Annotated in this window: 18 protein-coding genes; 6 read left to right on the forward strand and 12 right to left on the reverse strand. The window is 45.5% G+C overall.

Annotated features, from left to right (window positions below; translation table 11 throughout):
- Positions 1-7: 7 nt before the first annotated feature.
- The gene (locus LZG72_RS16975; RefSeq protein WP_255701053.1) at positions 8-484 is read left to right on the forward strand and encodes a DUF4143 domain-containing protein; all 477 of its coding nucleotides are present in this window, start codon (positions 8-10) and stop codon (positions 482-484) included.
- Here the strand turns inward: LZG72_RS16975 and LZG72_RS16980 are convergent.
- The 4 genes from LZG72_RS16980 to LZG72_RS16995 form a co-directional block, all read right to left on the reverse strand.
- Entirely contained in the window at positions 477-1,793 is a 1,317-nt protein-coding gene (locus LZG72_RS16980; RefSeq protein ID WP_233875233.1) for a vanadium-dependent haloperoxidase, read from the reverse strand. The two genes, LZG72_RS16975 and LZG72_RS16980, sit on opposite strands and share 8 nt — an antisense overlap.
- Positions 1,777-5,154 carry a VCBS repeat-containing protein gene (locus LZG72_RS16985; protein WP_409017717.1) on the reverse strand — a complete coding sequence of 1,126 codons (3,378 nt, stop codon included), beginning with the start codon at positions 5,152-5,154 and terminating at the stop codon, positions 1,777-1,779. The genes LZG72_RS16980 and LZG72_RS16985 overlap by 17 nt, the downstream gene beginning before the upstream one ends.
- 100 nt (positions 5,155-5,254) lie before the next feature.
- Positions 5,255-7,135: a RagB/SusD family nutrient uptake outer membrane protein gene (locus LZG72_RS16990; RefSeq protein WP_233875235.1), complete on the reverse strand. Its 1,881-nt coding sequence runs from the start codon at positions 7,133-7,135 to the stop codon at positions 5,255-5,257.
- 11 nt (positions 7,136-7,146) lie between these two features.
- Positions 7,147-10,362, reverse strand: coding sequence for a TonB-dependent receptor (locus LZG72_RS16995; RefSeq protein ID WP_233875236.1), 3,216 nt, complete (start codon positions 10,360-10,362; stop codon positions 7,147-7,149).
- 486 nt (positions 10,363-10,848) lie between these two features.
- Here LZG72_RS16995 and LZG72_RS17000 point away from each other — a divergent pair, with 486 nt between their 5' ends.
- Positions 10,849-12,198 (forward strand): vanadium-dependent haloperoxidase, encoded by a 1,350-nt coding sequence (locus LZG72_RS17000; RefSeq protein WP_233875237.1) that lies wholly within the window; start codon positions 10,849-10,851, stop codon positions 12,196-12,198.
- 26 nt (positions 12,199-12,224) lie between these two features.
- Here LZG72_RS17000 and nadB read toward each other — a convergent pair whose 3' ends face one another.
- From nadB to LZG72_RS17030, 6 genes are all read right to left on the reverse strand, one after another.
- On the reverse strand, positions 12,225-13,799 hold the full coding sequence (gene nadB / locus LZG72_RS17005; protein ID WP_233875238.1) for an L-aspartate oxidase: 1,575 nt from the start codon (positions 13,797-13,799) through the stop codon (positions 12,225-12,227).
- A gap of 110 nt (positions 13,800-13,909) precedes the next feature.
- Positions 13,910-14,905: a quinolinate synthase NadA gene (nadA, locus tag LZG72_RS17010; protein ID WP_233875239.1), complete on the reverse strand. Its 996-nt coding sequence runs from the start codon at positions 14,903-14,905 to the stop codon at positions 13,910-13,912.
- A 155-nt stretch (positions 14,906-15,060) separates the two neighbouring features.
- On the reverse strand, positions 15,061-16,482 hold the full coding sequence (locus LZG72_RS17015) for an inorganic phosphate transporter (protein ID WP_233875240.1): 1,422 nt from the start codon (positions 16,480-16,482) through the stop codon (positions 15,061-15,063).
- Between the two features lie 81 nt (positions 16,483-16,563).
- Positions 16,564-17,616 carry a 23S rRNA (adenine(2503)-C(2))-methyltransferase RlmN gene (gene rlmN / locus LZG72_RS17020; RefSeq protein ID WP_233875241.1) on the reverse strand — a complete coding sequence of 351 codons (1,053 nt, stop codon included), beginning with the start codon at positions 17,614-17,616 and terminating at the stop codon, positions 16,564-16,566.
- 101 nt (positions 17,617-17,717) lie between these two features.
- Positions 17,718-18,251, reverse strand: a complete 534-nt coding sequence (locus LZG72_RS17025) for a CvpA family protein (RefSeq protein ID WP_233875242.1) — start codon at positions 18,249-18,251, stop codon at positions 17,718-17,720.
- Positions 18,248-18,697, reverse strand: coding sequence for a GatB/YqeY domain-containing protein (locus tag LZG72_RS17030; protein WP_233875243.1), 450 nt, complete (start codon positions 18,695-18,697; stop codon positions 18,248-18,250). Before LZG72_RS17030 ends, LZG72_RS17025 begins: the two co-directional genes overlap by 4 nt.
- 186 nt (positions 18,698-18,883) lie before the next feature.
- Between LZG72_RS17030 and LZG72_RS17035 the strand changes: the two genes are divergently transcribed.
- Positions 18,884-19,603, forward strand: a complete 720-nt coding sequence (locus tag LZG72_RS17035; protein ID WP_233875244.1) for a pyridoxine 5'-phosphate synthase — start codon at positions 18,884-18,886, stop codon at positions 19,601-19,603.
- A gap of 46 nt (positions 19,604-19,649) precedes the next feature.
- Here LZG72_RS17035 and LZG72_RS17040 read toward each other — a convergent pair whose 3' ends face one another.
- A complete protein-coding gene (locus LZG72_RS17040; RefSeq protein WP_233875245.1) occupies positions 19,650-21,101 on the reverse strand; it encodes a Gfo/Idh/MocA family protein in 1,452 nt (483 codons plus the stop codon).
- Positions 21,102-21,171: 70 nt separating this feature from the next.
- A complete protein-coding gene (locus LZG72_RS17045) occupies positions 21,172-21,474 on the reverse strand; it encodes an SCP2 sterol-binding domain-containing protein (protein WP_233875246.1) in 303 nt (100 codons plus the stop codon).
- A gap of 157 nt (positions 21,475-21,631) precedes the next feature.
- Here LZG72_RS17045 and LZG72_RS17050 point away from each other — a divergent pair, with 157 nt between their 5' ends.
- The 3 genes from LZG72_RS17050 (at position 21,632) to xylA (ending at position 25,820) form a co-directional block, all read left to right on the forward strand.
- A complete protein-coding gene (locus LZG72_RS17050; RefSeq protein WP_233875247.1) occupies positions 21,632-22,114 on the forward strand; it encodes a hypothetical protein in 483 nt (160 codons plus the stop codon).
- A 78-nt stretch (positions 22,115-22,192) separates the two neighbouring features.
- The gene (locus tag LZG72_RS17055) at positions 22,193-24,310 is read left to right on the forward strand and encodes a SurA N-terminal domain-containing protein (RefSeq protein ID WP_233875248.1); all 2,118 of its coding nucleotides are present in this window, start codon (positions 22,193-22,195) and stop codon (positions 24,308-24,310) included.
- Between the two features lie 181 nt (positions 24,311-24,491).
- The gene (xylA, locus tag LZG72_RS17060; protein WP_233875249.1) at positions 24,492-25,820 is read left to right on the forward strand and encodes a xylose isomerase; all 1,329 of its coding nucleotides are present in this window, start codon (positions 24,492-24,494) and stop codon (positions 25,818-25,820) included.
- The last annotated feature ends 25 nt before the right edge of the window (positions 25,821-25,845 follow it).

Below are 25,845 nucleotides of genomic sequence, written 5' to 3' on the forward strand. Positions count from 1 at the left end.
CGATTTTCTGGAAGGAGGTTATCTTGTCAGACGGCTCCATCCATGGTTCGTGAATGGAAAAAAACGATTAGTAAAATCTCCGAAAATATATATTCGTGACACCGGTATTTTACATCGTTTTCTTAACATTTCGAATCCGGCGGAGCTGCCCGGCCACCCCGGAGTCGGGGAATCCTGGGAAGGATATGTGATCGAGCAAATCGCTCAATGCCTTTCCAACGAGCTGGACATGTTTTTTTACAGAACCCAGGCGGGCGCGAAATGTGATCTTGTCTTGGTGAGAGGCATTACGCCAATCGCCTGCATTGAAATTAAATTGAGTAACTCACCAACTGTTTCAAAGGGATTCTTAAGCTGCACAGATGATTTGGCTCCACTGCACAAATTTATCATCACACCATCGTGCGATTCATACAATGCGTCGCACGGGGTGAAGGTCATTAGTTTGAACCTGTTTCTTGCGACAGAATTGGATGCTATTTAAAACCTCCTTCCAAAGTCTTAATTACCCATTTCCCGACTTCTTTTCCCTGAACTACGCCATTATCAATGGCATCCATGAAGTGGATGCCGCCGTAAAAACGGGAAATGGCGGCTTCCTGGCTTGCATGTTCAAATGACTTGAACTTGCGGGCTTTCAGGTTGAAGCGTTCTTCCACCGTATCGGTATAGGCGAAATTTTCGCCGAAATAATGGGTCAGGATCACTGCCGACGATGCAGAAATCACCGAATGTCCACTGAGATATTCGGGAAACGGCGGCGTTTGTAAAAAGGGTTTCCAGGTCGGATCAATGAATTTACGGATCGCTGTTTCGGGACGAATGCGGTTGCTTCGGTATTTTTCGTCCCAGCAGGTCATGAAACTGTCCATTAAACCAATTGATACGGACATGGTTACCAATAAGGTCTTTCCGAAATCTGCTTTCGACTGGCGGCAGGCTATGTCCGTGATCCCAAGCCAATGCGCTCCCGGAGAGATTTTTTTCATCCCTACCAGCAAATGCCCTTTATTTTCCAAAGCAAACGGGTTACAATCCCAGAAAGCAGCAATGACCTTGTGCTCCTGATTTTCCTTATCATCGTAGTTCAGTTTCATTAATTTGTAAAACTCCGAACTCTTACTTTCAGAAAATGCAATCGGCGGCTTTGACTGAAACTGGGAAACGGTATCCAATGTAAATGGGCGTATTGTCTTAAAAAAAGGCTCGACCGGAGGAAAATAGCCCGGAGGTGTAGGATACCAGTGACCTGCGAGGCCGGTAGGTTCATATCGAGGAAAGTTACTGATCCGGTTGTACCGGTCTGCTTTCGCGTATTTCAGGATCTGTTTGCTGATCTCCAACGCATATTGCTGTGAACCCGCAATCGTTGCATCATCAAAGCCAAGCGTCCGGCACGAGTCGATCAGCTTGTTCTGGTACTTTTGCAAAAGCGCGCCCGACGGCTGCATTTTTTTTGCGGTCTCCAGCATCGCCAGCGCACAAGCAAGCTGGTATGAATAGTCTTCCACTGCCGGTTTTGTAATGACCGGAAAACCATTTAACACGCCGTGCATGCTTTTATAAGCCGGATCATTTTGGGCCAGTACCTCGTACCCGGCCAGGCATGCATACGAAAAGAAACGGGCACTCAAAGGTGGATTGGTGACATCATGAACCATCACGTCGGTCATTTGCAGGGTAACCTGCCCGATGGTTTCGGGGGCCAGATTTGTAGTTTCTGATTTCTTCCTGCAGCCAAAAACGATGCAGGTGAAAATCGCAAAAAGGAGAATGTTACTGAACTTTGCCAAGTTGATAAGCTTTGATTTCTTGCTGATTAATACCAAATAACAATTTATTTCCGATCGGAAGAACGCTCCGCACATCGCCTTTCAGCGCAAATCCGGACTTCTCCTGGGGAACATATGTGAAATTTCCTTTCCCATTTCCTTTAAGTAAAACACCATAATTGGCATCGTATTTCCCGAATCGCAGTCTGGCTTTACTGATATTTCCGCAAAGAAGCAGATCCCTCTTGCCGTCATGATCGTAATCCAGGGATGTAATCGTGTAAACCGGTGAGATCTGAGCCTGCAATGGTAACGCCTTCAACTTGAATTTGGCATCGGTACGCTCGAAATAAGCAGTTTCCAGGAAAGTGGTTTTCAATTCCTTCGCGCCTTCCAGCTCTTCCGGTGTAAAAATCTCTTTTACTGTGGCATCCGCGTAGCTTTTGTAATCCTGAAAGCGAGTGCGCATGATACTCATTTGATCGAGCATTTCGTCGCGGGTGACATATGGATAACTTTTCCCCTGAATGTAAAAACTCATGATCGGATCGATCGAACCGTTATCGTCAAAATCTTTATAGATCATTTCAACAGGCTGTTGATCAGTAGCTTTACATTGCGTATTCAATCCCATATTACCGATCAGCAGATCTGTTTTTCCGTCTCCATTCAAATCTTCCAGCAGTAATTTGTTCCACCATCCATGATATGGTTTGTCAAAATAATCCGTTGTTTTATTGGTTAATTTCCCATTCTCATTGATGAAAATAGTGACCGGCATCCATTCTCCCACGATTACCAAATCAGGCTTTTTATCTCCATTCAAGTCTGTCCAGGCTGCATCGGTCACCAGTCCGATCCGTTCGATTTCCGGACTAAAATCCTTCGTTTGATCGGTAAAAACTCCCTTACCATCATTGATCAGAATGTAGCTTCGTGGCGTTTCTGGATACCTTCCCGGAATGACGCGTCCACCTACGAACAAGTCGGGTTTCGTATCTCCATTGATATCGGCAACACGCACGCAACTGACGCTGGTTAGCATTCTTGGCAGGCCAGAGGCACTTTTTGAGAAGTTGCCTTTTCCGTCATTCACGTACAGCCGACTTTGCAGCATCGGATCTTCCGGCATAAAACTGGAATAACCGCCGCTTGCTACAAACAAATCCGGAAACCCATCGCCATTCGCATCGAAAACCAATGCATCCGTATCCTCGCATTGCTTATCTGCGTCGAATGCGGGAACCGGTTTTTCTGTAAATGCGCCGTTTTTCTGTTGAATGTATAATTTCGCAGCTTCGCCCGGGCCTCCGCCAACAAAGACATCTTCCAGACCATCCCCATTAACATCGCCTTTTTTGAGACAGGGTCCCGAGAAAGAAATCGGGTTGATCAACAAAGGTTGCCGTTTAAAATCGTTTGTCCTGATGGCCGGACTTTTGAAGGTTACAGGCGATTTTACAGCCGTAAATGCAGGTTGCAAAGTAGTTGTAACAGAATTCCCGGACTTTGCATCCTTTTCATTTATTACTAAAAGTTCATTGGATTTTGGCGAAACGATCACCTGCTTTTTCCCGTCAAGCCAGGAAATAGCGAGGGAATCAATGGCGGTTTCTTTACCTAATCCAAAATGCAATACGGGCGAAACGCTGGACTGATATCCCCGTGTCGGCATTTGCTCGAGATATTGTTTTTGGTCATTCCGGTAGATCGTCACCTTCGCCCCTACTCCCAGCGTGTTATTTCCCTCACCATGAAGTCTTACTTTCAGGAAATTGTTTTTAAAAACCTTATCTCCCTCATTTTGATAGATAAAAGCAGGTTTGTTGATGTTGTTTACGACCAGGTCCAGGTCTCCGTCATTATCAAGATCAGCATAAGCTGCGCCACCGCTGTTTGAAATTTCACCCACGCCCCAGGCATCTGCTACATTACTGAATGTCAGATTTTTGCGATTATGGAAAAGATAATTTTTCATGTTTGAAGAAGGCATCTGATATACCAGGTTCAGCACGTCCTCTCGTTTAACCTGACCTTCTATGCGCTTCAAATGATCGCCCATGAATTTGACAAAATCCATATTGGTAAAATCGCGCAGGTTACCATTTGTAATAAACAGGTCTTTCCAGCCATCATTATCGAAATCCGCAAAAAGCGATGCCCAACTCCAGTCTGTATTCGAAACGCCCGAAAGTTGCCCGATCTCCGAAAATACGGGCGTTTGTGATCCATTTCTGATTCCTTCGTTCAGCTGCAGCATATTTCGCATGTACTGATGCCGGAACCCAACTTTTACATTGAAATCAAATAACTCGTAATTATCGAGCCCGGCCAGCAACTTCTGGCGGCGATTGTCTTCGGGCAGCATATCCAGCGTGAAAATGTCCGGTAAGCCGTCGTTGTTGAAATCTGCAATGTCGTTACCCATGGAGGAATGGGAAGTATGGCCTATGCCTGCGTCGGTTACGTCGGTGAATGTGCCGTTTTTGTTATTGATATACAAAAAGTCCGGGACGGAATAATCGTTTGAAATATACATATCCTGCCAGCCATCCTGGTTAATGTCCGCAATCCCGATCCCTAATCCGTAAGTGAGCGGCGAGCTGTGAATGCCCGCTTTTACAGTAATATCAATAAATTTTGGGTCGCTGCCATTTTTCTGATCATTCCTGAAAAGGCGTACGCCAATAACCGGATCGTCTTTTCTCAATATGTCAGCTGTGCTGGCTTCATCCAGAATGGGAAGCGATTTTGGATTATGATTTAATAAAAACATATCCAGGTCACCGTCATTATCAAAATCGAAAAACGCAGCTTGCGTACTGTTGGTTGGACTGCCTAACCCATACTTTTCAGCCGATTCTTCAAACTGAGGAATGTCCGTTGCATTGTTTCCTTTGTTTATAAAGAGCTGGTCTTTTAGGCTTTCCGGCGATACATTTCCGGAGTAACATACATATATATCCAGTTTTCCGTCTCCATTCACGTCTGCCATGGTCACCCCCGTTTTCCACGGATGTTCCCTACCTCCTACTGCTGCAACATTGGTAATGTCTTCAAACACCATTTTCCCCTTATTCAGGTAAAGTTTGTTCGGCACCATGTTACCTGTGAAGTAAATGTCATCAAGACCATCGCCATTGAGGTCACCTACCGCAACACCGCCGCCATTATAAAAGTATTCATACATCAGCACATTGGTATTCAAACCCTCCGTGAGTGTATTGGCAAAATCGACTTTGGTCTTTTCAGGATTCAATAAAGTAAAAAGGGGCGGTCCTTTATCCGGCACATTCGTCTCCTCATTTTTAGAAGTTTTGTTGCAGCCAAAAGATATCAGGCAAATCATCAGAACGACACCACCTGTTTTCCAGGTTTTCATTCGCTTCATAATACGCTACGAAGATTAGTGGAATAGAAAAAAGAAACTATGCCTTTATGGAAAGGCATAGTTTCAGTAAAATTAGCCAAATACGGAGTAACTATTTATCGTACCCGGGGTTTTGTAACAGTTTGGCATTTCTGTTGATTTCATCCCGGCTGAACGGACGGAAGTACATTTTGTCCACCCATTTACGGTTCTCGTGCGACTTCTCTTCCACCGGAGTGTATGTGTAATCGTAAACCGTCGGATCGTAATGGTAAGGTTCTTTCATGGATTTGCCCGGCTTGAACACCCCAATTACGCTGATATACTGCAAAGGACGGCCCAGGGTAGTCGGAGCGATCATCCAGCGACGTGCATCGTGGTAGCGTTGTTCTTCGTAAGCCATTTCAATGCGCTTTTCCTGGCGATAGGCTTCTTTCAAAGCAGCGCCGGTAGCTTTGATCGCAGGCATTCCCGCACGGAAGCGGATTTTATTCAGCCAATCAAGTGCAATTGCTTCTTGTCCAAGCTCAATGCTCGCCTCGATGTAGTTAAACACTAATTCGGTAACGCGAAGGAAAGGCCAAGGAATGTTCTGACGATCCGTGTTGTCGTACAATGCAGGGTTTGGATCAATAAATTTGCGCATATAGTAACCGGAGCGGCTGCCATTCCAGTCTTCGATCGAGCTGCTGCGCATATCCAATCCTTTACGGTTAATTAATGCTCCTTTATCGTCCAACAGGTCATAGGTTCCGGTCTGAACCTGATTTGCAGGATCTTTTGCATCCGACGGACGTGGTTTCCAGGGTGCCCCATCATACATAACAGTCGCATAGAAACGCGGGTCACGATTCACGTAAGGTGCCGCTTTATGCGTTGGATTGGTCCAGGCGAACGGCGTTCCGTCCATCATCTGGTAATCATCCACCAGCGCTCCGATAGGTGTGTTACCAGCCCAGTTGTGGTAACCATTGGGTCCGTTATTCAAACCTGTCTGACGCGCACCTTCACCGAGACTCGGTGTAAAATACCTTCCAAAAATTATCTCGTTTGCACCGCCCGCGTCAAGTGTCTTATCCGCACTTGCCCCCGCCATCGCCATAGAGATATAGTTCAACGTTCCCTGCTCTTTTGATACCGGAGCCGTTAAATCCAACTTATAACCTTTGTTGCTGGCGTCCAAAGCGGCTTTTGCAGCAGCTTGTGCCGCCGTCCACCGGGCAGCGCGATCGCCTGAAACGTATCCGAGAAATTCCGGATTTGCATATCCCGAAATCACGGAAGACTTGGCTTTTGCAGTAGGTATATCATGAAGATCGCTGGCCGCGTAAAGCAATACCCGGGATTTGAGTGCCAAGGCAGCTATTTTAGTTGCTCTGCCTTTTACCAGCGTCTTTCCATCTAATAGCAAAGCAGCACTGTCCAAATCGCTCACGATAGACTTCACGCATTCATCGTATGTATTACGGGGAACGGTATAATCTTCGTTCAACAGATAAACCTTTTTGATCAATGGAACAGAGCCGTAATAACGTAGCAATTGCTGGTAGTAATAAGCTCTCATGTAATACGCCTCACCCTTTAAACGGTCTTTCAAAACGGCGTCGGTAAATGTAGCTATTCCCAGATTCGCGATCGCGATATTGGCGGCGCGAATCCGTGTATACATAGGGCCCCAGCCGTAGGTATCATCTACCCAGCCGAGGTTGGAAGGACTTAAACTACCTTCATTGATGGTATTGATGTTCCGGCCAGTGTGGGTGAATACTGCTTCATCTGACAATGAAGCAAGCATTTGCTCACCCAAACCACCTTGCTGAAGTCCGGCGTAAATACCTGTTACAAAACCTTCCGCCAGCGCTCCCTCCTTCCAAACTTCTTCTGTAGGGATTTCAGTTGGTGGCGTCACATCCAAAAAATCCGTGTCGCATGATGACAAGCCACCCGCAATCATCGCCGCAACTACAAATAAACTTTTATAGCTAAATTTCATATTTGTTTTCATTAAAATGCTAAACGTAAACCTGCGCTCACAACTCTTGCCTGTGGGTAATACTGGCCGCTGGTGTTGGTAGATTCCGGATCCCAAACCTTGATTTTATCGAAGGTCACCAAGTTCAATCCATTTACGTAAATACGCAGGTTGCTCAAACCGATTTTTGAACCGATCTCCGTAGGCAGATTATATCCCAATTCGATGTTTTTGATCCGCAGGTAATTGTTGCTTTTCAAGAAGTAATCGTTGATACCAGCCTGGCCTGTGTTTGTGTAGTAACGGTTGTTACGGTTTGTCAAACGTGGATATTTGTCGGTTGGGTTATCAATGGTCCAGCGATGGTCATAGTCATATTTCAGGTAGTTACCAATGTCACCCGATTCTGTTAGACCCACAACCTGCAAGCCGCCCAATGTTCCCTGCATTAAAACAGTCAGGTCAAACGATTTGTATCCGAGATTGACAGTTGCACCACCCGTAAACCATGGGCGCTGTACTTTTTCCGTACGGATACGGTCATCCGCGCTGATCTTTCCATCACCATTGATATCCTTGAACTTCATATCACCGGGTCTCAGGTTACCTGTAATCGGTGAGTAATCAAGTTTGTTGGCATCGATTTCCGCCTGATCTCTGAATGCTCCGTCAAATGAGTAAACAAGGAATGATTGGTACGGCATACCGGTTGACTGCTGATAAGAAGGTGCTCCCGGTACTTCATCCCAATATTTGATCTTGTTTTTGGCATAACCCCCATTTACACTTACAGAATAGATAAAATCGCCCGCGTTGCCATCATAGCTCACTTTGAATTCCCATCCTTTGTTCTGCAGTTTACCTAAGTTTTGAGGTGGAAGTTTTCCATCAATACCAGCAGATGAAGGAGTTGTACCTGTTTTTGGGATCAGGATGTTCGAACGGTTGTTTACGAAGTAGTCAAATTCAAATGAGATCTTGTCATTCAGCAAAGTACCTTCGATACCGAAGTTGCTGTTGTTTGCAACCTCCCAGGTAAATGCTTTGTTTACAACGCGTGATTCGAGCAAAGTTTTGGCAACCTGATCATTGATGATGTAGCTACCAAAGCCCATTGTCGACAGATACTGGTATTCAGCAAGTGTTTCAGTACCAAGGAAATAAGGTTCAGCACCCATTTGACCCCATGATCCGCGAACTTTCACATTGTTCATGAAACGAACATTGTTTTTCCAGAAATCTTCCTCTGAAACCCTCCATCCAGCCGATACCCCCGGGAAGAAACCGAAGCGTCCGTCTTTAGGAAAAATATACGAACCATCCACACGCCACAGGAATTCAGCGAGATATTTCTCTTTGAAGTTGTAGCCGGCACGTCCAAAATAGCTCAAACGTGCTCTTTTGTAAAGATCGAAGTTGTTGATATCCTGCTCGGCAGTACCACCGGCGAAGAGTTGGTCGACTACCGGGGAAATGAAGTAGCGACGGAATGCGAAGAATCCATCCGCCTCAACATTCTCACGCTGAATACCGGCCATGACGTTGAAATTATGTCCGCCTACCGATTTCTCGTAGGAAACCTGACCAGTCAGCTGGATCGAAAGTTCTTGTGAAGCACTTTCTCTCACACGCGGGTCTTTGAAAGTCGAGCGAACAGTTCCAGTCAGGAATGGCGTTTTTCCATCTGCCTCGTAGGTCTTTTTATCCCAGAAAAAAAGCGTCCAAGGTGTTTCGAAGTTTTTCTGACGGCGATGTTGCTTATCCAGCGCGGCCATTGCATTCACTTTCAAACCTGGTACGCCCGGAATCTGAATTTCAAGACCTCCATTTGTTTGGATATAATCTCTTTTGTCGTCGTTATAACCTGTCGTGTTGGTCGTGATCACCGCTGGATTCTGACCGTTTTCAATATCTGGTCCCGGACGTCCGTCTGGCCAGATTGCCATTTCAGTTGGTTTACCGCGCATTAACATCCGGAAAATTGCGCCGGCACTGTTACCACCACTTGGGAAGTGACGATACTCTTCACGAAGTGTCAGACCCAGGTTTGCAGTTACATATTTGTTGATTTTGGTATCAAGGTTGATACGCATATCATACTGTTTGTAACCAGTAGCCGAGTTCACATAATATCCATCCTGATTGATGTGACCTAGTGAAGCAAGGTATTTAATGTTGTCGCTACCACCGGTAAGCTGTACATTATGACGTTGCTGAGGTGCCCATTTTCTTAAAACAGAACCATACCAGTCTGTGTTTGGGTGTAAAAATGGATCGGTACCGTCAGCGAATTTTTTCATATCGTCCGGATTGAAAACAGCATTGATCACGTTTCCGTTATCAACTCTTTTGTAAGATCCGGTTGTGTTAAATCCTGTCAAAGCACCTTGCCACTCGCCAACCGGAAGGTTATCATAGATTTGCAATTCGTTACGGATGGTCGCATATTCAGATGCATTCGACATTTCGGGCGTACGGGTCGGCTGTGATACCCCAAAATTCATGTCATACGATAATTGCGGTTTGCCTGTTTTTCCGCGTTTTGTAGTAATAAGAATTACTCCGTTACCTGCACGTGAACCGTAAATCGCGGCCGCCGCATCTTTCAAGACGGAAATACTTTCAATGTCGGCTGGGTTGATCCGGTCCAAGCCACCACTACGGTTTGGTACACCATCCACAACGATCAGCGCATTACTGTTTCCCAGAGAGTTAGTTCCCCGGATACGAATGGCTGAACCATCATACCCCGGCTCGCCACTGCTTTGTACAGCAGAAATACCAGGAAGTCGTCCACCAAGTGTATTGGAAAGGTTAGCCGCAGGAGCTTTCTGAAGCTCGGTACCTTTTACGGCTGTCACCGAGCCAGTCAGCGTGGCTTTTTTAGCGGTACCATAGCCCACTACCACCACTTCTTCCAGTGCTTTGGTGTCAACTGCAAGCGTTACGTCAACGCTGTTTTTGCTACCAACCGCTATTTCCTGCGTCAGGTAGCCTATGAATGAAAAAACAAGGGTTGAATTCCTTTCAGCACTTACATTGTAAACACCCTCATTGTCGGTTACTGTACCGGCTGTCGTTCCTTTGACGACAACACTTACACCGGGCAGTGGCTGTCCTTGTTCGTCCTTGATCTTACCCTTGATCGCATTCTGGGCATTGGCGACAATGACCGTAGCGAGGATCAGACCAAGTGAAAACACACCTCGTGAGATGACACGAGATATCCATTCAGTAGAAAATCTCATAGATTAAAATTTAAGGTTAAAAAATGTAACGGGAACTTGGTTAACCGTTTAAGCACGGATACGAAAAGTCAATCGTCGGCATTCCCATGAAGCCGGTTCAACAGTTTAAAGAAGGTCTTTTTCGGAAAGTTTTTACATAGAGATTCTGTTAGGTGAGCTGGAACGTCTGAGCCGATCTGCCTGTGTTATTTGTACACAATTCGATCCGTACTTTTTACAAACTTGATCAATAAGTCCCCATTATTAGGATTTACTCATTTGATAGTACAAAAAGATATTAATTATTTCACAAATAAAAACATTCTTTATTTGTGAATATGCATTCTTAAAAAATAACAATAAATAGTGCCGTAAAATGCAAAAATGGTTGATTTAGTAGTATATAAGTTACAATAATTCAATTAATAATGCAGATTAGCGGGCTACTGATTTCTTCTTATATTAGCTAAAAAAAACAGATACACCTTTCCATAGCGATCCCACCTGATGAAATTGCGTTTATTTACCCTCATGCTGATCCCTTTCGTTTTTAGCTGCAAAAAGGACCTTTCCCAGGAAGAATATAATGCCAAAGCCGCCGACCCAAAGCTGTTCCATGAAACTGCTACTTATTTGACCGATGTCATTATCCACGACATTTTCAAACCCCCGGTTGCGAGCCGTATTTATAGCTATGCGTTTCTTGCCGCATATGAGGCATTGGCACCTGGCTACCCTGACTATCAATCACTTGGAGGACAACTTGTTAAGTTCAATTCACCACTTAAACCCGATTCGACACTTGAATACTGTTTTGCATTGTCCAGTATTAAGGCATTTACGACCGTTGGGCGCACACTTACATTCTCGGGGAATATGTGGGATGATTATGAAAAAGGCCTTTTTGCAAAATATCAGGACATGGGAATTCCTGATGAAGTGTACCAACGTTCTGTTGCGTATGGTGACAGCGTGGCGAAACACGTCCTCGCTTATTCGGCAAAAGACCACTATAAAGAAATTCGCGGATATCGCTATACGGTGACAAATGCGCCCGGCACCTGGGTGCCAACTCCACCAGCTTACGCCGATGCATGCGAGCCAATGTGGAATACCGTCCGAACGTTCGCACTGGATTCTGTAACCCAGTTCAGATGTCCGCCCCCGGCGAAATACGACCTAACAAAAGACAGTCCATTTATGAAGCTGGCGATGGAAGTTTACAACACGGGAAATACGCTGACAGACGATCAGAAAGCCACAGCATACTTTTGGGACGATAATGCATTTGTTACGAACGTGGTGGGACATGCCATGTTTGCAAATAAGAAAATGACCCCGGCGGGACATTGGCTGGCAATCATTAAAACGGTTACAACCGATAAAAAATACAATCTAATGCAGGCAACCGAAGCTTACACGCTCGGCGCATTGGCCATTTTCGATGCCTTTGTATCCTGCTGGGACGAAAAGTACAGAAGCGTGCGGATCAGACCAGAGACGGTCATCAATAATAACTGGGCCCCCGAATGGCGTCCATTCCTGGAAACTCCGGCATTTCCGGAATATGTGAGTGGTCACAGTACCATTTCTGCGGCATGCGGTACTGTTCTGACAAACTTAATGGGAGATAATGTAGCTTTCACCGATACCACCGAAAAGAAGTATGGTCATGGAGTGAAGTCCTTCAAATCTTTTAAAGATGCTTACTGGGATGCTTCTATCAGCCGGGTATATGGAGGTATCCATTACCGGGATGGTGTAGAACAAGGTACTTATCTGGGTGAAAAAATCGGAGAAAATATCTGGAAAAGGGCTGTCACGCGGAAGGAGCGTAATGTAGTTGCCGGAAAGTAAATTGGATTAAACTCAACTCTAACCACTTAAAGGTGGTCAGAGTTGAAATGCAATCCGATATTTTCGCGTCGGGCCATCGCCATTTTAATGATCAGATAAGAGACCGAGATCATATTGCGCAGCTCGCAGATTGCCACTGAAACCTTGGATTCGCGGTAAAGTTGTTCGTGTTCTTTGTGTAACAACTCAAGACGGTCATAGGCACGCTTCATTCGGCGATCAGTCCGCACGATACCTACGTAATTTGACATAATGCTGTTGAGCTCGCGTGTCATTTCTGTTACCAGTACCTGTTCCTCGGGATGCGTCGTTCCCGAATCGTCCCATTCCGGGATATTTCCCGGCGTCCATGAATCCTCAAAACCCGCGATTGTGCTTTCGTACGCCCGGTGACCAAATACTACCGCCTCCAGTAAAGAATTGGAGGCGAGCCTGTTTGAGCCATGCAGACCGGTGCATGCGCATTCGCCGACCGCATACAGGAAGCCGATATTTGTTTTTCCCCACTCATTTACCCGAATTCCACCACACATATAATGCTGTGCAGGAACAACCGGAATCATATCCCTGCGAACGTCGATTCCCTGTTTGAGACAGTACTCGGTGATATTGGGAAAATGTTCGAGAAACTTGTCGTAATCACAATGCCGCACATCCAGATACACATGATCAACCCCGTTTTTTTTCATTTCAGAGTCAATCGCACGCGCAACGATGTCCCTCGGGGCCAGTGATAAACGCGAGTCATAATTTTCCATGAAGGTACTTCCGTCTGCTCTTTTCAGAATTCCGCCAAAACCTCTCACAGCTTCCGAAATCAGGAAAGACGGCTTTTGTCCAGGCTGATAAAAACTGGTCGGGTGGAATTGAATAAACTCCATATTATCGCAAATTCCTTTGGCGCGATAAGCCATTGCAATGCCATCGCCGGTGGCAATGGTAGGATTTGTAGTGCTTTGGTAAATATTCCCGATTCCACCCGTTGCGAGCATGGTGGTTTTGGCTAGGAACTTTTCGACCTCGCCGGTCTGACGGTTCAGGACATATGCACCAAAACATTTGATATCTTCCTGATAACGATAGACCGTTTCACCCAAATGATGTTGAGTTATCAGCTCTACCGCATAGTAGTGCGTGAATATCTGAATGCTTTTATGACGATTGACTTCTTCGAGCAATGCCCGCTCGATTTCGGCGCCGGTAATATCTTTAAAGTGAAGAATCCGGTGGTCGGAATGCCCGCCTTCTTTGGCAAGATCATACTCTCCGCCTTTTTCCCGGTCGAACCGTGTACCGTAATCGATCAGTTCCTGGATCCGTACCGGCGCTTCGCGAACTACGATTTCGACGATGTTGCGTTTATTGACCTCGTCACCCGCGTCCATCGTATCCTGAATATGCTTCTCAAACGAATCTGATTCGGCCCAAACCACTGCAATTCCGCCCTGGGCGTACTTGGTATTGGTTTCATCAGCCTGGACTTTCGTGATGACGGCAATGGAAATTTCCTGGTTCAATTGATCAAAATGCCGGGCAAGTTTGGCAGCATAGCTCAGTCCGGCAATTCCCGAACCAATAATCAGAAAATCGAATTGGGGCATTTTTATCAGGTTAAATTTAGGCAATTTTCTTTTTTCCTGTCGGCAGTCGGCGGTCAGCTTTCGGCAGTCGGCTTAGTATTGATAGCTAATCGCCGATAGCCGGCAGCCAATCATATTCCTTTGCTCAGTTCGAGCATGCGTGCGACAGATTCATACGCTTTAAGTCTGATATCTTCGGGTACAAAAATCTCAGGTTGCTCATAATAAAGGGCATTGTACACCTTTTCTAACGTATTCATCTTCATATATGGGCATTCGGAGCATGCGCAGGTGTTGTTGTCCGAGCCTGGTGCCGGGATCAGCTTTTTGTCCGGGACCGATTGTTTCATTTTGTGTAAAATCCCTGCTTCTGTCGCCACAATGAACTTGGTATTCGGAGACTCTTTTACGAATTTCAGAAGTCCGGTTGTGGAGCTCACGTAATCTGCCTGTCTGAGAATATCTTCTTTGCATTCTGGATGCGCGATCAGCAATGCGTCCGGATTTTCGTCCTGAAGTTGTTTCAGCTTCTCACGCGAAATATCAATATGCACTATGCAGGCACCGTCCCACAGTACCATATCGCGACCCGTTTTGTGCGCCACATACCTGCCCAGATTAGCGTCAGGAGCAAAAATGATTTTCTGATCTTTCGGAAGACTTTCAACGATTTGCAAAGCGTTCGAAGAAGTACAAACGATGTCCGTTAATGCTTTTATTTCGGCGGAACAATTGATATAACTGATTACGATATGGTCCGGATATTGTGCTTTAAATGCAGCGAATTTATCGGCCGGCGCCGAGTCGGCGAGCGAGCAGCCTGCATTCAGGTCCGGGATTACGACTTTCTTATTTGGACTGAGGATTTTTGCTGTTTCCCCCATGAAATGCACCCCGCAGAAAATGATCATATCCGCCTCGGTGGCAGCCGCCTGCTGCGAAAGTCCCAGACTGTCGCCAATGTAATCGGCCAAATCCTGAATTTCCGCATCGACATAATAATGTGCCAGGATCACCGCATTCTTTTCCTTTTTTAACCGGTTAATTTCTTCAATCAAATCAATATCATCAGCGATCGCTTCGGTAACATATCCGTAACGGTTCACTTGTTGTTCAATAGTTGTCATTATGGTGAATATTGGCTTTTCGTTCATGTTAAAATCCAGGCCGGAATTTACGATATTAAAACCATTGAGAAGTCAAGAAAGTGCATGAAGAACTATAAATGCAAAAAGCCGCAAGGTTTCCCAGCGGCTTTTTATCATTTGAATGCGATTGATTTCTATAAAATCCAGCGGAAGAAAACATAGAGTGTTCCCGACAAAACCATCGTTACAGGCAACGTTAACACCCAGGCAATCACGATGTTCCGGATCGTTCCGCCCTGCAAATTTTTCACACCTTTACTCGCAACCATCGAGCCTGCAATCCCCGAAGAAAGTACGTGGGTAGTACTCACCGGAAGTCCCATATAAGATGAAACACCGATTGTACTGGCCGCAACCAATTCAGCAGAAGCACCTTGTGCATAAGTAAGATGTTGCTTTCCGATTTTTTCACCAATCGTGACCACAATTCGTTTCCAGCCTACCATTGTTCCCAATCCAAGTGACAACGAAATCATTAAAATTACCCAATCGGGTGCGTAATCTGTGTATCGTCTGATACCCGTCTCGCTTCCTGACTGCATTTTAAGATACGCTTTGTCCGATGCGCTGAGGTTCGTCTGGTCGTTGTCCAGGATCGTTTTCGTGTTACGGCTGATCAAAAGCAGTGAGCGGCGCGCGTCCATTCTCTGGTCAAGCGGAAGACGGTGTTCAGGCAGCGGATGACTGATCTGCGTTTTCAGCGTGACAATTTCGTTTTTAATGGTCTGCAGATGAAAACGATCCGTGACAGATAATCTGGTGGAATCAATTCTGTTGATTGACTGCTCAATTCCTATCAGATCGGCTTTCATTAACTCGGGATCCTTTTTGTTGTCTAATGCAAAATGCGCCGGTACAATCCCGATCAAAATCAACATCACAAGTCCTACTCCTTTTTGTCCGTCATTAGATCCGTGAAAAAAACTGACCAATGTACAGGTTGTGATCAAAATGGCGCGTATCCAGATCGGCGGCGGTTGATTCTTCTTAGGTTCACTGAAAACAATTTCGCGGATCGGTTTTGAAAGCGATCTTCTCAACACAAACATGATGATGATCGCCATCGCAAAACCGAAAATCGGAGAGCTCAGCAACGACATGAATAATTCTTCCGCCTTCGACCAGTTTACACCGGCAGCATTTGAGTTTTCAGGCATGAATGTAAATGCAAGCCCGACTCCCAGAATGGAACCTATTAAGGTATGTGAACTCGAACTCGGAAGTCCGAAATACCAGGTACCCAGGTTCCATATAATGGCGCTGAACAACAATGAAAAGACCATTGCCGCACTGTGGTAGACATTCTGATCGATCAAAAGCTCAACCGGCAGCAGATTTACAATGCCCATGGCGACCGCGATGCCACCGAAAAACACACCGCAGAAATTCATAAAACCGGACCAGATTACAGCCACATTTGGTTTTAATGAGTTGGTATAAATAACAGTTGCTACCGCGTTGGCAGTATCGTGAAAACCGTTAACAAATTCGAATGCACAGGCCGCTAAAAGACTAAAAGCGAGGAGGAGAAAAATGTCGGTTTCAAGACCAAACATAAAAGAGGTATGTTTTTATTTATCGGGCAAAGCTACTTAATCCTGACCGATGAAATATTAAGAAATTGTTAAGACGAATTTTCAGACCGTTTCCTTATTTGCTAATTGACCGCACGCAGCATCGATATCTTTGCCCCTGCTTCGGCGCACGTGTACGGAAACACCTCTGTCTTCAAGGAATCCGGCAAACTTGTCCAGCTTATCTGCCGCGGTATTTGTGAAATCTGCCTCTGCGATCGGATTGTACTCAATAATATTAACCCGCGCCGGAACCCGTTTCGTAAACTCCCAGAGTTCTTTGGCATCCTGCAAAGTATCATTGAAATTGTTAAAAACAATGTACTCGAATGTAATGCGGTTCCCGGTTTTTTTATAAAAGTAATTCAAAGCTTCCGCAAGATTATCCAGTGAGTTAGACTCATTGATCGGCATAATCTGGTTCCGTTTAACATCGTTTGCCGCGTGCAATGAGAGCGCCAGACGGAAACGGACTTCATCATCCCCGAGTTTTTTGATCATTTTAGCAATGCCCGCTGTCGAAACTGTAATGCGTTTCGGGGACATATTCAGGCCTTCGGGAGAAGTTATATGTTCTATGGATTTCAAAACATTGGCGTAATTCAGAAGCGGCTCGCCCATTCCCATATACACAATGTTGGTCAGAGGTGCCTTGAAACTCGCCTCCGCCTGACGTGCAATCGCGACTACCTGGTCGTATATTTCACCGGCTTCGAGGTTCCGTTTGCGGTCCATATAGCCGGTTGCGCAAAATTTGCAGGTCAGCGAACAACCTACCTGGCTGCTCACACAGGCTGTCATCCGGTCGGCTGCCGGAATCAGCACACCTTCAACCAGATTACCATCAAAAAGTCTGAATGCGGATTTGACCGTACCATCATTGCTTTGTTGTTGCTTGGCGACATCAAGTGAATAAATCACAAAATGCTCGTTCATAAGCTGGCGGGTAGCCAGCGAAAGATTGGTCATTTCGTCAAATGAGTTGGCTGATTTCTTCCAGATCCACTCATAAATCTGCTTCGCCCTGAACGCCTTTTCCCCACGGTCGGCCATCCAGTTCTTAATCTGGGTAATATCCAGTTTCCGGATGTCCTGCTTAATCTGTGTCTCGGTCATTTTTATTTTTTGTCAAATACTAAGATCGTATTTAACCATTTTAGCCTTAAAGGTACTGAAACTCAATAATGAAAACTTAACCTTTCCCGGATTTCGAAAGTTCAATCGTCCAGATATTCGGTTTTCCATTCACGGATGAGGTCAGTGCCCGATGGCATTAGCGTCATTGCTTTTGTGATCACATTTGGAGCGATGGGCACTACAATGGGATAAAGATAGGTATCGTCAGTCCGGTGCGCGGGGATTTTGACACCAATCATATTTACCAGCCAGAAGAATACGCTTATTCCAAAAACCCAGGTAAATATCCCGACCATAGCCCCTGCAAAACGATCGAAAGTCCCGAGAATGGAAAAACGCAGCGAGCGACGGATTGCATACCCGAACTGATTTAATAAAAAGATAGTGGGAAAAAAGATTGCCGAGAATCCGACGTATGGCAATATTCTTTTGGCTGCACTGTCACTAAAATAAGGGGTCAGGACTTCCATACCTAACCCTAAAAATTTAAACCCCAAAATCATGGCAACCACAAGACCTGCAATTCCAATTATTTCAATCAAAAGGCCTTTGCGGTAACCATGCAATGCTCCCCAGAGAAGGGGAAGAAGGATGAGAACATCCAATAATTTCATGCTAACAAACTCTTAACCAATGTAGAAACAACACGTCCTTCTGCCTGCCCTGCCAATTCTTTGGTTGCTACCCCCATTACTTTGCCCATGTCCTGCGACCCTGATGCTCCAACCCTTGCGATAATTTCCTGCAATTTCACCTTCACTTCATCCTCCGTCAATTGCTTCGGAAGGAACTGCTCGATTACCGCAAGCTCGGCTTCCTCTTTTTCCAAAAGATCGGGACGGTTCTGGGTTTTGTAAATATCCGCTGATTCGCGGCGTTGCTTGGCAGCTTTGGTAAGTAGTTTGAGTTCGTCATCGGAAGATAGTTCTCCGGTTGCCCCACCTTTTGTTTCTTCGAGCAAGATCAGTGATTTAATGGCACGAAGCGCGCGCAATGTATCCTGATCTTTGGCGCGCATTGCATCTTTAATACCTGACTCAACCTGGCTTTTTAGTGACATATTTTTAATGTTGAATTTGGAATGAATGATTAATCTCAGATTTTTGACTGAGATTGTTAAATTTGCTCACAAGCCTGCAAAGGTAAATGAATCATCCAAATTGCACTTCACACATTCAGACATTCTCCGTTCCAAGGCAGCATTCAATCATTCACTCCGCTCCACGGCGGATTCACTCATTAAACTATGACCCGACTAAGCGTCAACATTAACAAAATCGCAACGCTCCGCAATTCCAGAGGAGGCGACAACCCTAATGTTCTGAAAGTCGCTTTGGACTGCGAGCGGTTTGGGGCGCAGGGAATTACGGTTCATCCACGGCCCGATGAGCGGCATATCCGGTATCAGGATGTGTTCGATTTGAAACAAGTCGTGACGACTGAATTTAATATCGAAGGAAATCCATCTGAGAAAAAATTCGTTGAGCTTGTTTTGGCAAATAAACCGGATCAGGTAACTCTCGTACCCGACGCATTGCATGCGATTACTTCAAATGCGGGCTGGGATACGATAGGAAATGCGAGTGAATTGACGGAACTGGTATCCATTTTCAAATCTGCCGGGATCCGCGTTTCCGTTTTTGTGGATGCCGACGAGCGGATGGTAGAAGGCGCAAAAGCCTGCGGCGCGGATCGTGTAGAGCTCTACACGGAACCTTATGCGGCAGGGTATTTTGAAAACCGCCAAAAAGCAGTGTTGCCTTTTATATATGCCGCCGAAAAAGCCAAAGAAATTGGGTTAGGCTTAAATGCAGGCCACGATCTCAGTCTGGATAATCTTCGTTTTTTGAAACAAAGCATTCCCTGGCTGGACGAAGTTTCGATCGGCCACGCATTAATCGCCGATGCGCTTTATATTGGTTTGGAAAATACGATCCAGATGTATCGGCGGGAATTGGAATTGTGAACGCCAGACTTGGCAAGTCTTTAAGACTTATCAAGTCTTCAGACGGCTACCACCCCGTCCGATACTCCCTTTTTACAAACTGATTGGCTACATCGAAGTTTGTGATCTTCATATTCGCGCCATCCAAGATCAGTTTTTGTCTGCCCGGGAAGTTGAAGCCTTTTCCGTCGGCCTTTGCTTCTCGATGCATGTAGGAACGTACTGCCAGGTTTCCCAGTAATACAATTTCAGTTAATGGCCCCGATTGGTCGAAAGATGAACTTGTGTAAGTGCCAAAGCCTTTTTTGCAAGCCTGGACAAATTGCTGCTGATGTCCTTCCCAGCTTCCTTTTACCAATGCACGGGGTTTGGTTGCAATCCTTACATTTTCAAATTTCTTTTCGGGCCAAAGTCGCGGATTTTCTCCAAACATTTCTGCACTCAAAATCCCTTTTGTACCGATGAAAAGCATCCCGCCGTCGATGCTCCCGAACACGCTTTTGTAATCACAACCGTCCGGCAACCTCGGACGCATTCCGCCATCATACCACGAGAAGTTGATTTCTTTACCAGGTGTTTTTGAAGCAAATTTTAAATGGATGGATGCTGATGGCGGGCCAACATCATTTAAGAAGGATTGTTGAAAAAAGTCGGAATAAACGGAACCGACACTGCATTCTACCGAAGTCGGATAACCGAGATTCATTGCCCGAAATGGTACATCTATAAAATGGCACCCCATATCGCCCAATGCTCCTGTACCAAAATCCCAGTAACCCCGCCATCTGAATGGCATATAGGCTTCATGATAATCGCGTTTGGGGGCAGTACCCAGCCATAAATCCCAGTCCACACCAGCGGGGACCGGCTGCGATTCACCTTTGTCTTTGGGCGACTTTACACCCTGCGGCCAAACCGGCCGATCCGTCCAGACTTCAATGGTATGGACTTCTCCTAGCACGCCGGATTGTACCAATGCTTCGGTCTGCCGGGTTCCGTCGCTGCTGCTGCCCTGGTTTCCCATTTGGGTGACAACTTTGTATTTTTTTGCAGCGGCAGTGAGGTTACGGGCCTCCCAGATATCTTTTGTTAATGGCTTTTCCAAGTAAACATGCTTTCCAAGTTCCATAGCGGCCATGGCAATGGGGAAATGCATGTGGTCGGGAGTAGTGACGAGAACAGCATCAAAATTCTTAGCCTCTTTTTCGAACATTTTCCGGAAATCCTTGTAATAAGGTGCATTCGGGAACTGTTTTCTATACTTTTCGGACTGACGGTCGTCCACGTCACAAAGTGCCACGATGTTATCCGTCCCGCCATTATAAGCTTGCCTGACATTCACATCACCTTTGCCGCCACACCCTACCGCGGCAATATTCAGCTTATCACTTGGCGGAATGAAGCCTTTGCCAAGCACGTGGCGCGGGACGATCATAAAACCTCCGGCAGCCACAGCCCCGGTTTTTATAAAATCCCTGCGTCTTATCTCACTTTCAGTAGGTTTGTCTGGCTTTCCCATTTCTGATGTGCGGCGTTCTAAGTAAAACTTCAACCTGCATATCAGAAAAGACCAGCCCGCCAAAAGCCTACTATCGCTCTTTGAATGTTTCCGCGATTTTCATCGCAACCCCCATATCACCATCAATTTTCAGCTTTCCGGTCATCAATGCCATCATCGCATTCATCTCTCCATCAATGAGTTTAAGTGCATTTTTAGTCGAAACTTCAAAGGTAGCATCTGCTTCCAGGTCGTCGTTGGAAACCGAATTCGGGATCGACTTTCCATCTACAAATACGGTACCTTCTTCGGTAACAAACCGGGCAGTGGCATTGAGGCCACTATTGGTACCCAAAATTTCTTTAATACGGTCAGTCAGGATTTGCAGACTCATAAACGGTGGCTTTTGTGTTGTTATAATGAGATAAAAACTAAAAGAACAAATGTAGGCGGCCTCATAAGAATATTCAAATGCCTTTGGTGTTTTCGCCTAAAACGGCAAATTTTACACTCTTCATCAGAAATGACTGCTGGATTTATTTACCTACCGAATGAGTGATATTGCTAACCGCCCAACGTTCCTTACCGTTTTATGCTTTCTTACTTTTATGAGTTCTGTTTCAGGACTGTGGACACAATCGGAAAGATTATGGAACCCGGGCATCATGGCAGACAAAACCAGAGAAACGTTTGAAGCAGTCCGTGAAAATCTTGATGACCAGAATACGACTGCCGATACTAAAACGATGGATAAAATGTTTGAGTCGGTAATCGGGCAGACTACTGCGAAAACGATCACGACCGGCGCGATCATCATGCTAATTTTCGAGTCCTTTTCACTGTATGCGGCATACCTGATGTGGAATCTTCAAAAAAAGGGCTTCTACCTTTATATGGCAGGAATCGGCGTGGCATTTTTAGCCCCGTTATTCCTGATCGGTGGGTGGCTCGGTGTAATTACTTCCATTGCCGGAATATTCCTCAGTGTCTTCATGCTCATCCTTTACGCATTTAATCTGAAACACATGGAGTAAACCTCCCGCATTTGTCGCGTAAGGCCTTGCATTCCATCAAGAAAAGATTTTATTTTGCGGACTAATTTGAATCGAGAAATGGCTTTAATAAACAAAATCAGAGAAAAATCCGGGGTTGCTGTCACCGTAATCGCTATCAGTTTAATTCTTTTCATGGTGGGAGGCGACCTTATGGGGCCTAATTCTTTCTTAGGAGGCGGCAACGATCAGGTTGTAGGTGAAATCGCAGGTAAGGAGATTAATATCAAAGATTTTCAAGGCCGGGTTGATGGTTTCCGTCAAAATTACGAGGCACAATCAGGCCGCAGTCTGAATGAAAACGAACTTGCTTCACTGAGAGATCAGGCTTGGAACCAGTTTGTAGTGGACATCGCCTATAAAAAACAATTCGAGGGTCTGGGACTTACCGTTACAGACGAAGAATTGTACGATATGGTGCAAGGTAACCACATCAGCCCCTCGATCCTGCAAGCATTTTCGGACCCTACTACCGGACGTTTTGACAAAAATGCGGTTGTTAATTATTTAAAAAATCTCAAAACCCTTCCTATTGAGCAACAAAAATCATGGGAAAACTTTGAGAAAAGCCTGAGAGAAGAACGTACTCGTAGCAAATACGAAAACATGTTGAAACTCTCCACATACATTCCAAAAGCACAGGCTGAAAGAGAATATGTAGCACAGAATACCAAAGCCGATCTTCGCTACTTATATGTACCTTATTTCTCTGTTGTTGATACAACCATCAAGGTTACAGATTCTCAGCTTGAACAATACCTGAGCGCACATAAAAAGGAATATAAAGGAACAGACACGCGTTCCATCGAATACGTGACTTTCCCGATCCAGCCTGCCAAAGACGATAGCGCGGCCTTGTACAGCGAGATTAAAGAACTTGCACGCGGACTTGCAACGGCACAAAACGACTCTGCTTTTGCGAGCATGAATTCCGATATTCCATTACCAATCAACATGTCCCTCGCTACCATGTCGGATCAGTTGAAAGAAGCGGTGAAGACATTCGTTGCGGGCGGTGTTTATGGCCCGTACCGTGAAGGAAATACGTATTTGATTTACAAATACGGCGGAACAAAGATTGATACAGTGGCTTCCGCGAGAGCAAGCCACATTTTGATCAGTGCTGAAAACCAATCGGATTCGTCCAAGTCGGCCGCCCGTGCAAAAGCAGAATCGATTCTGGCTCAAATCCGCGCCGGTGCTAATTTCGAGGCATTAGCTGCTACTTCAAGTGCGGATCAGGGTTCTGCTCAACGCGGTGGTGATGTGGGTTACTTCCAGAACAACGGTGCTATGGTTAAGCCATTTGAAGAAGCCGTTTTTTCAACGAATACTGCCGGTTTGATCCCAAGATTGGTTGAAAGTCAGTTTGGTTTCCATATCATTAAGGTTACCGATCCAAAATCGAATACACTTTACCGTATCGCGGCCATCGGAAAAACGATTGCTCCAAGCCAGGCAACACGTGATGAAGCTTACAGAAAAGCAGACGAGTTCGCGAATTCTGTCAAAACGAAGGAACAGTTTAACGAGGAAGTTAAGAAAAATAAGGCATTGGTTGTTGCGAATGCAAACCGCATTCCTGAGTCCGCAACGAATGTGAATGCGATCCAGAATGGACGTGAGATCGTTCGCTGGGCATTTAAAGACGATACGAAGATCAATTCGGTGTCTCAGGTTTTTGAAACCGAAGAACAATATATCGTAGCCGTTCTGGTTGGCAAATCGGATGCAAAAGATGTGAAGGTAGATGACTTCCGCGACGAGCTGACAACTAAAGTTCGCAACCAGATCAAATCGGAACAGATCACTGCAAAGCTGAAAGGTGCCACCGGAGATCTCGAAACAATTGCTAAAAAATACGGTGCAGGTGCATTGGTTGAATCAGCAAATGACATTTCACTTGCAACCGGATTCCTGACCAGCGCAGGTTTTGACCCGATTGCACTCGGAAAAGTATTTGGTTTGAAACCAGGCCAGAAAACAGGTGTGTTCACGGGTGAAAACGGCGTATTCATCATGGAACTTGTTAATAAAACAGAAGCTCCGAAAATCGCCGATTTCACCCAATACAAAACGCAGTTGACACAATCTCTCGAAGGCCGCATGTCTTACCTTGTCAACGAAGCGATCCGCGATAACGCAAAAATTGAAGACCGCCGCGCGAGATTTTTCTGATCGGTCCGAAAAAAATCTTTACGAAAGAGGAGCAGAAAACATTTCTGCTCCTCTTTTTGGTTAGACTGCAAATTTTTCGAAAAAAAGTAATAGTATTGCACCATGAAATGTCAATGGTACACTTAATATTATTCTTACTACCACATCTTCAATTATTACCAAACGATTTAATAAAAACACAATGAGCATTTTACTTGGAGAACAAGAATATTTCAAAGGAGTCGGGAAAATTGCATATGAAGGCCCTGAAACAGACAATCCCCTGGCTTATCGCTGGTATGACGAGAACAGAATTGTAGGTGGCAAGAGTATGAAAGACCACCTCCGGTTTGCGATAGCTTACTGGCATACATTCTGTGGCTCAGGCCTTGATCCATTTGGCGGACCGACTCTTTTTTATCCTTGGGACAAAAAGGCGGATGCCGTAGACCGGGCAAAAGACAAAGCCGATGCTGCATTTGAACTCATCACAAAGCTGGGCGCACCCTACTATTGCTTTCACGATGTAGATGTGGTGGATTACGCGGACGATGTCCGGACAAACGAAAAACGTCTGCAGGCTCTGACGGCTTATTTGGGTGAAAAACAAAAAGCATCCGGTGTAAAATTGCTTTGGGGAACTGCGAACCTGTTCGGCCATCACCGATACATGAACGGGGCTTCGACAAACCCGGATTTTGATGTGGTTACCCATGCAGGTGCCCAGGTAAAAATGGCACTGGACGCGACGATCGCATTAGGTGGCGAGAATTATGTGTTCTGGGGTGGACGTGAAGGGTATATGACCTTGTTGAATACGGACATGAAACGTGAACAGGAGCATTTCGCGCAAATGCTGAAAATGTCCGTTGCTTATGCACGTGCAAATGGTTTCAAAGGTAAATTCTTTATTGAGCCAAAACCTTGCGAGCCTACCAAACACCAATATGATTACGACGCGGCAACCGTAATCGGTTTTCTTCGCCAGCACGATCTTTTGAATGATTTTGCATTGAACCTGGAAGTAAACCACGCAACATTGGCCGGACATACATTCGAGCATGAATTACAGGTTGCAGCTGACGCAGGCATTCTGGGATCCATCGACGCAAACCGCGGGGACTATCAGAATGGCTGGGATACGGACCAATTCCCGAATGACATTGCAGAGTGGACAAAAGCGCTTTTGGTTATTCTTAAGGCTGGCGGACTACAAGGCGGAGGTATCAACTTTGATGCAAAACGTCGCCGCAACTCAACCGATATGGAGGATGTATTTCATGCCCATATCGGCGGAATCGACACCGTTGCAAGAGCATTGATCGTCGCGGACAAAATCATCACAAATGGTGAATATGATAAAATCCGCACCGATCGTTATTCAAGCTTTGACAGCGGCAAAGGCGCTGAATTTGAAAAAGGATCTCTGAAACTGGAAGATCTGTTTGAACTGGCAGCCGGCAAAGGCGAACCTGCTACACTATCGGGCAGACAAGAATATCTGGAAAATCTGATCAATCGCTTTATCTGATCTGAACAGGATATAACATGAAAAT

This window comes from Dyadobacter sp. CY323 (assembly GCF_021390245.1).
Lineage (GTDB): Bacteria > Bacteroidota > Bacteroidia > Cytophagales > Spirosomataceae > Dyadobacter.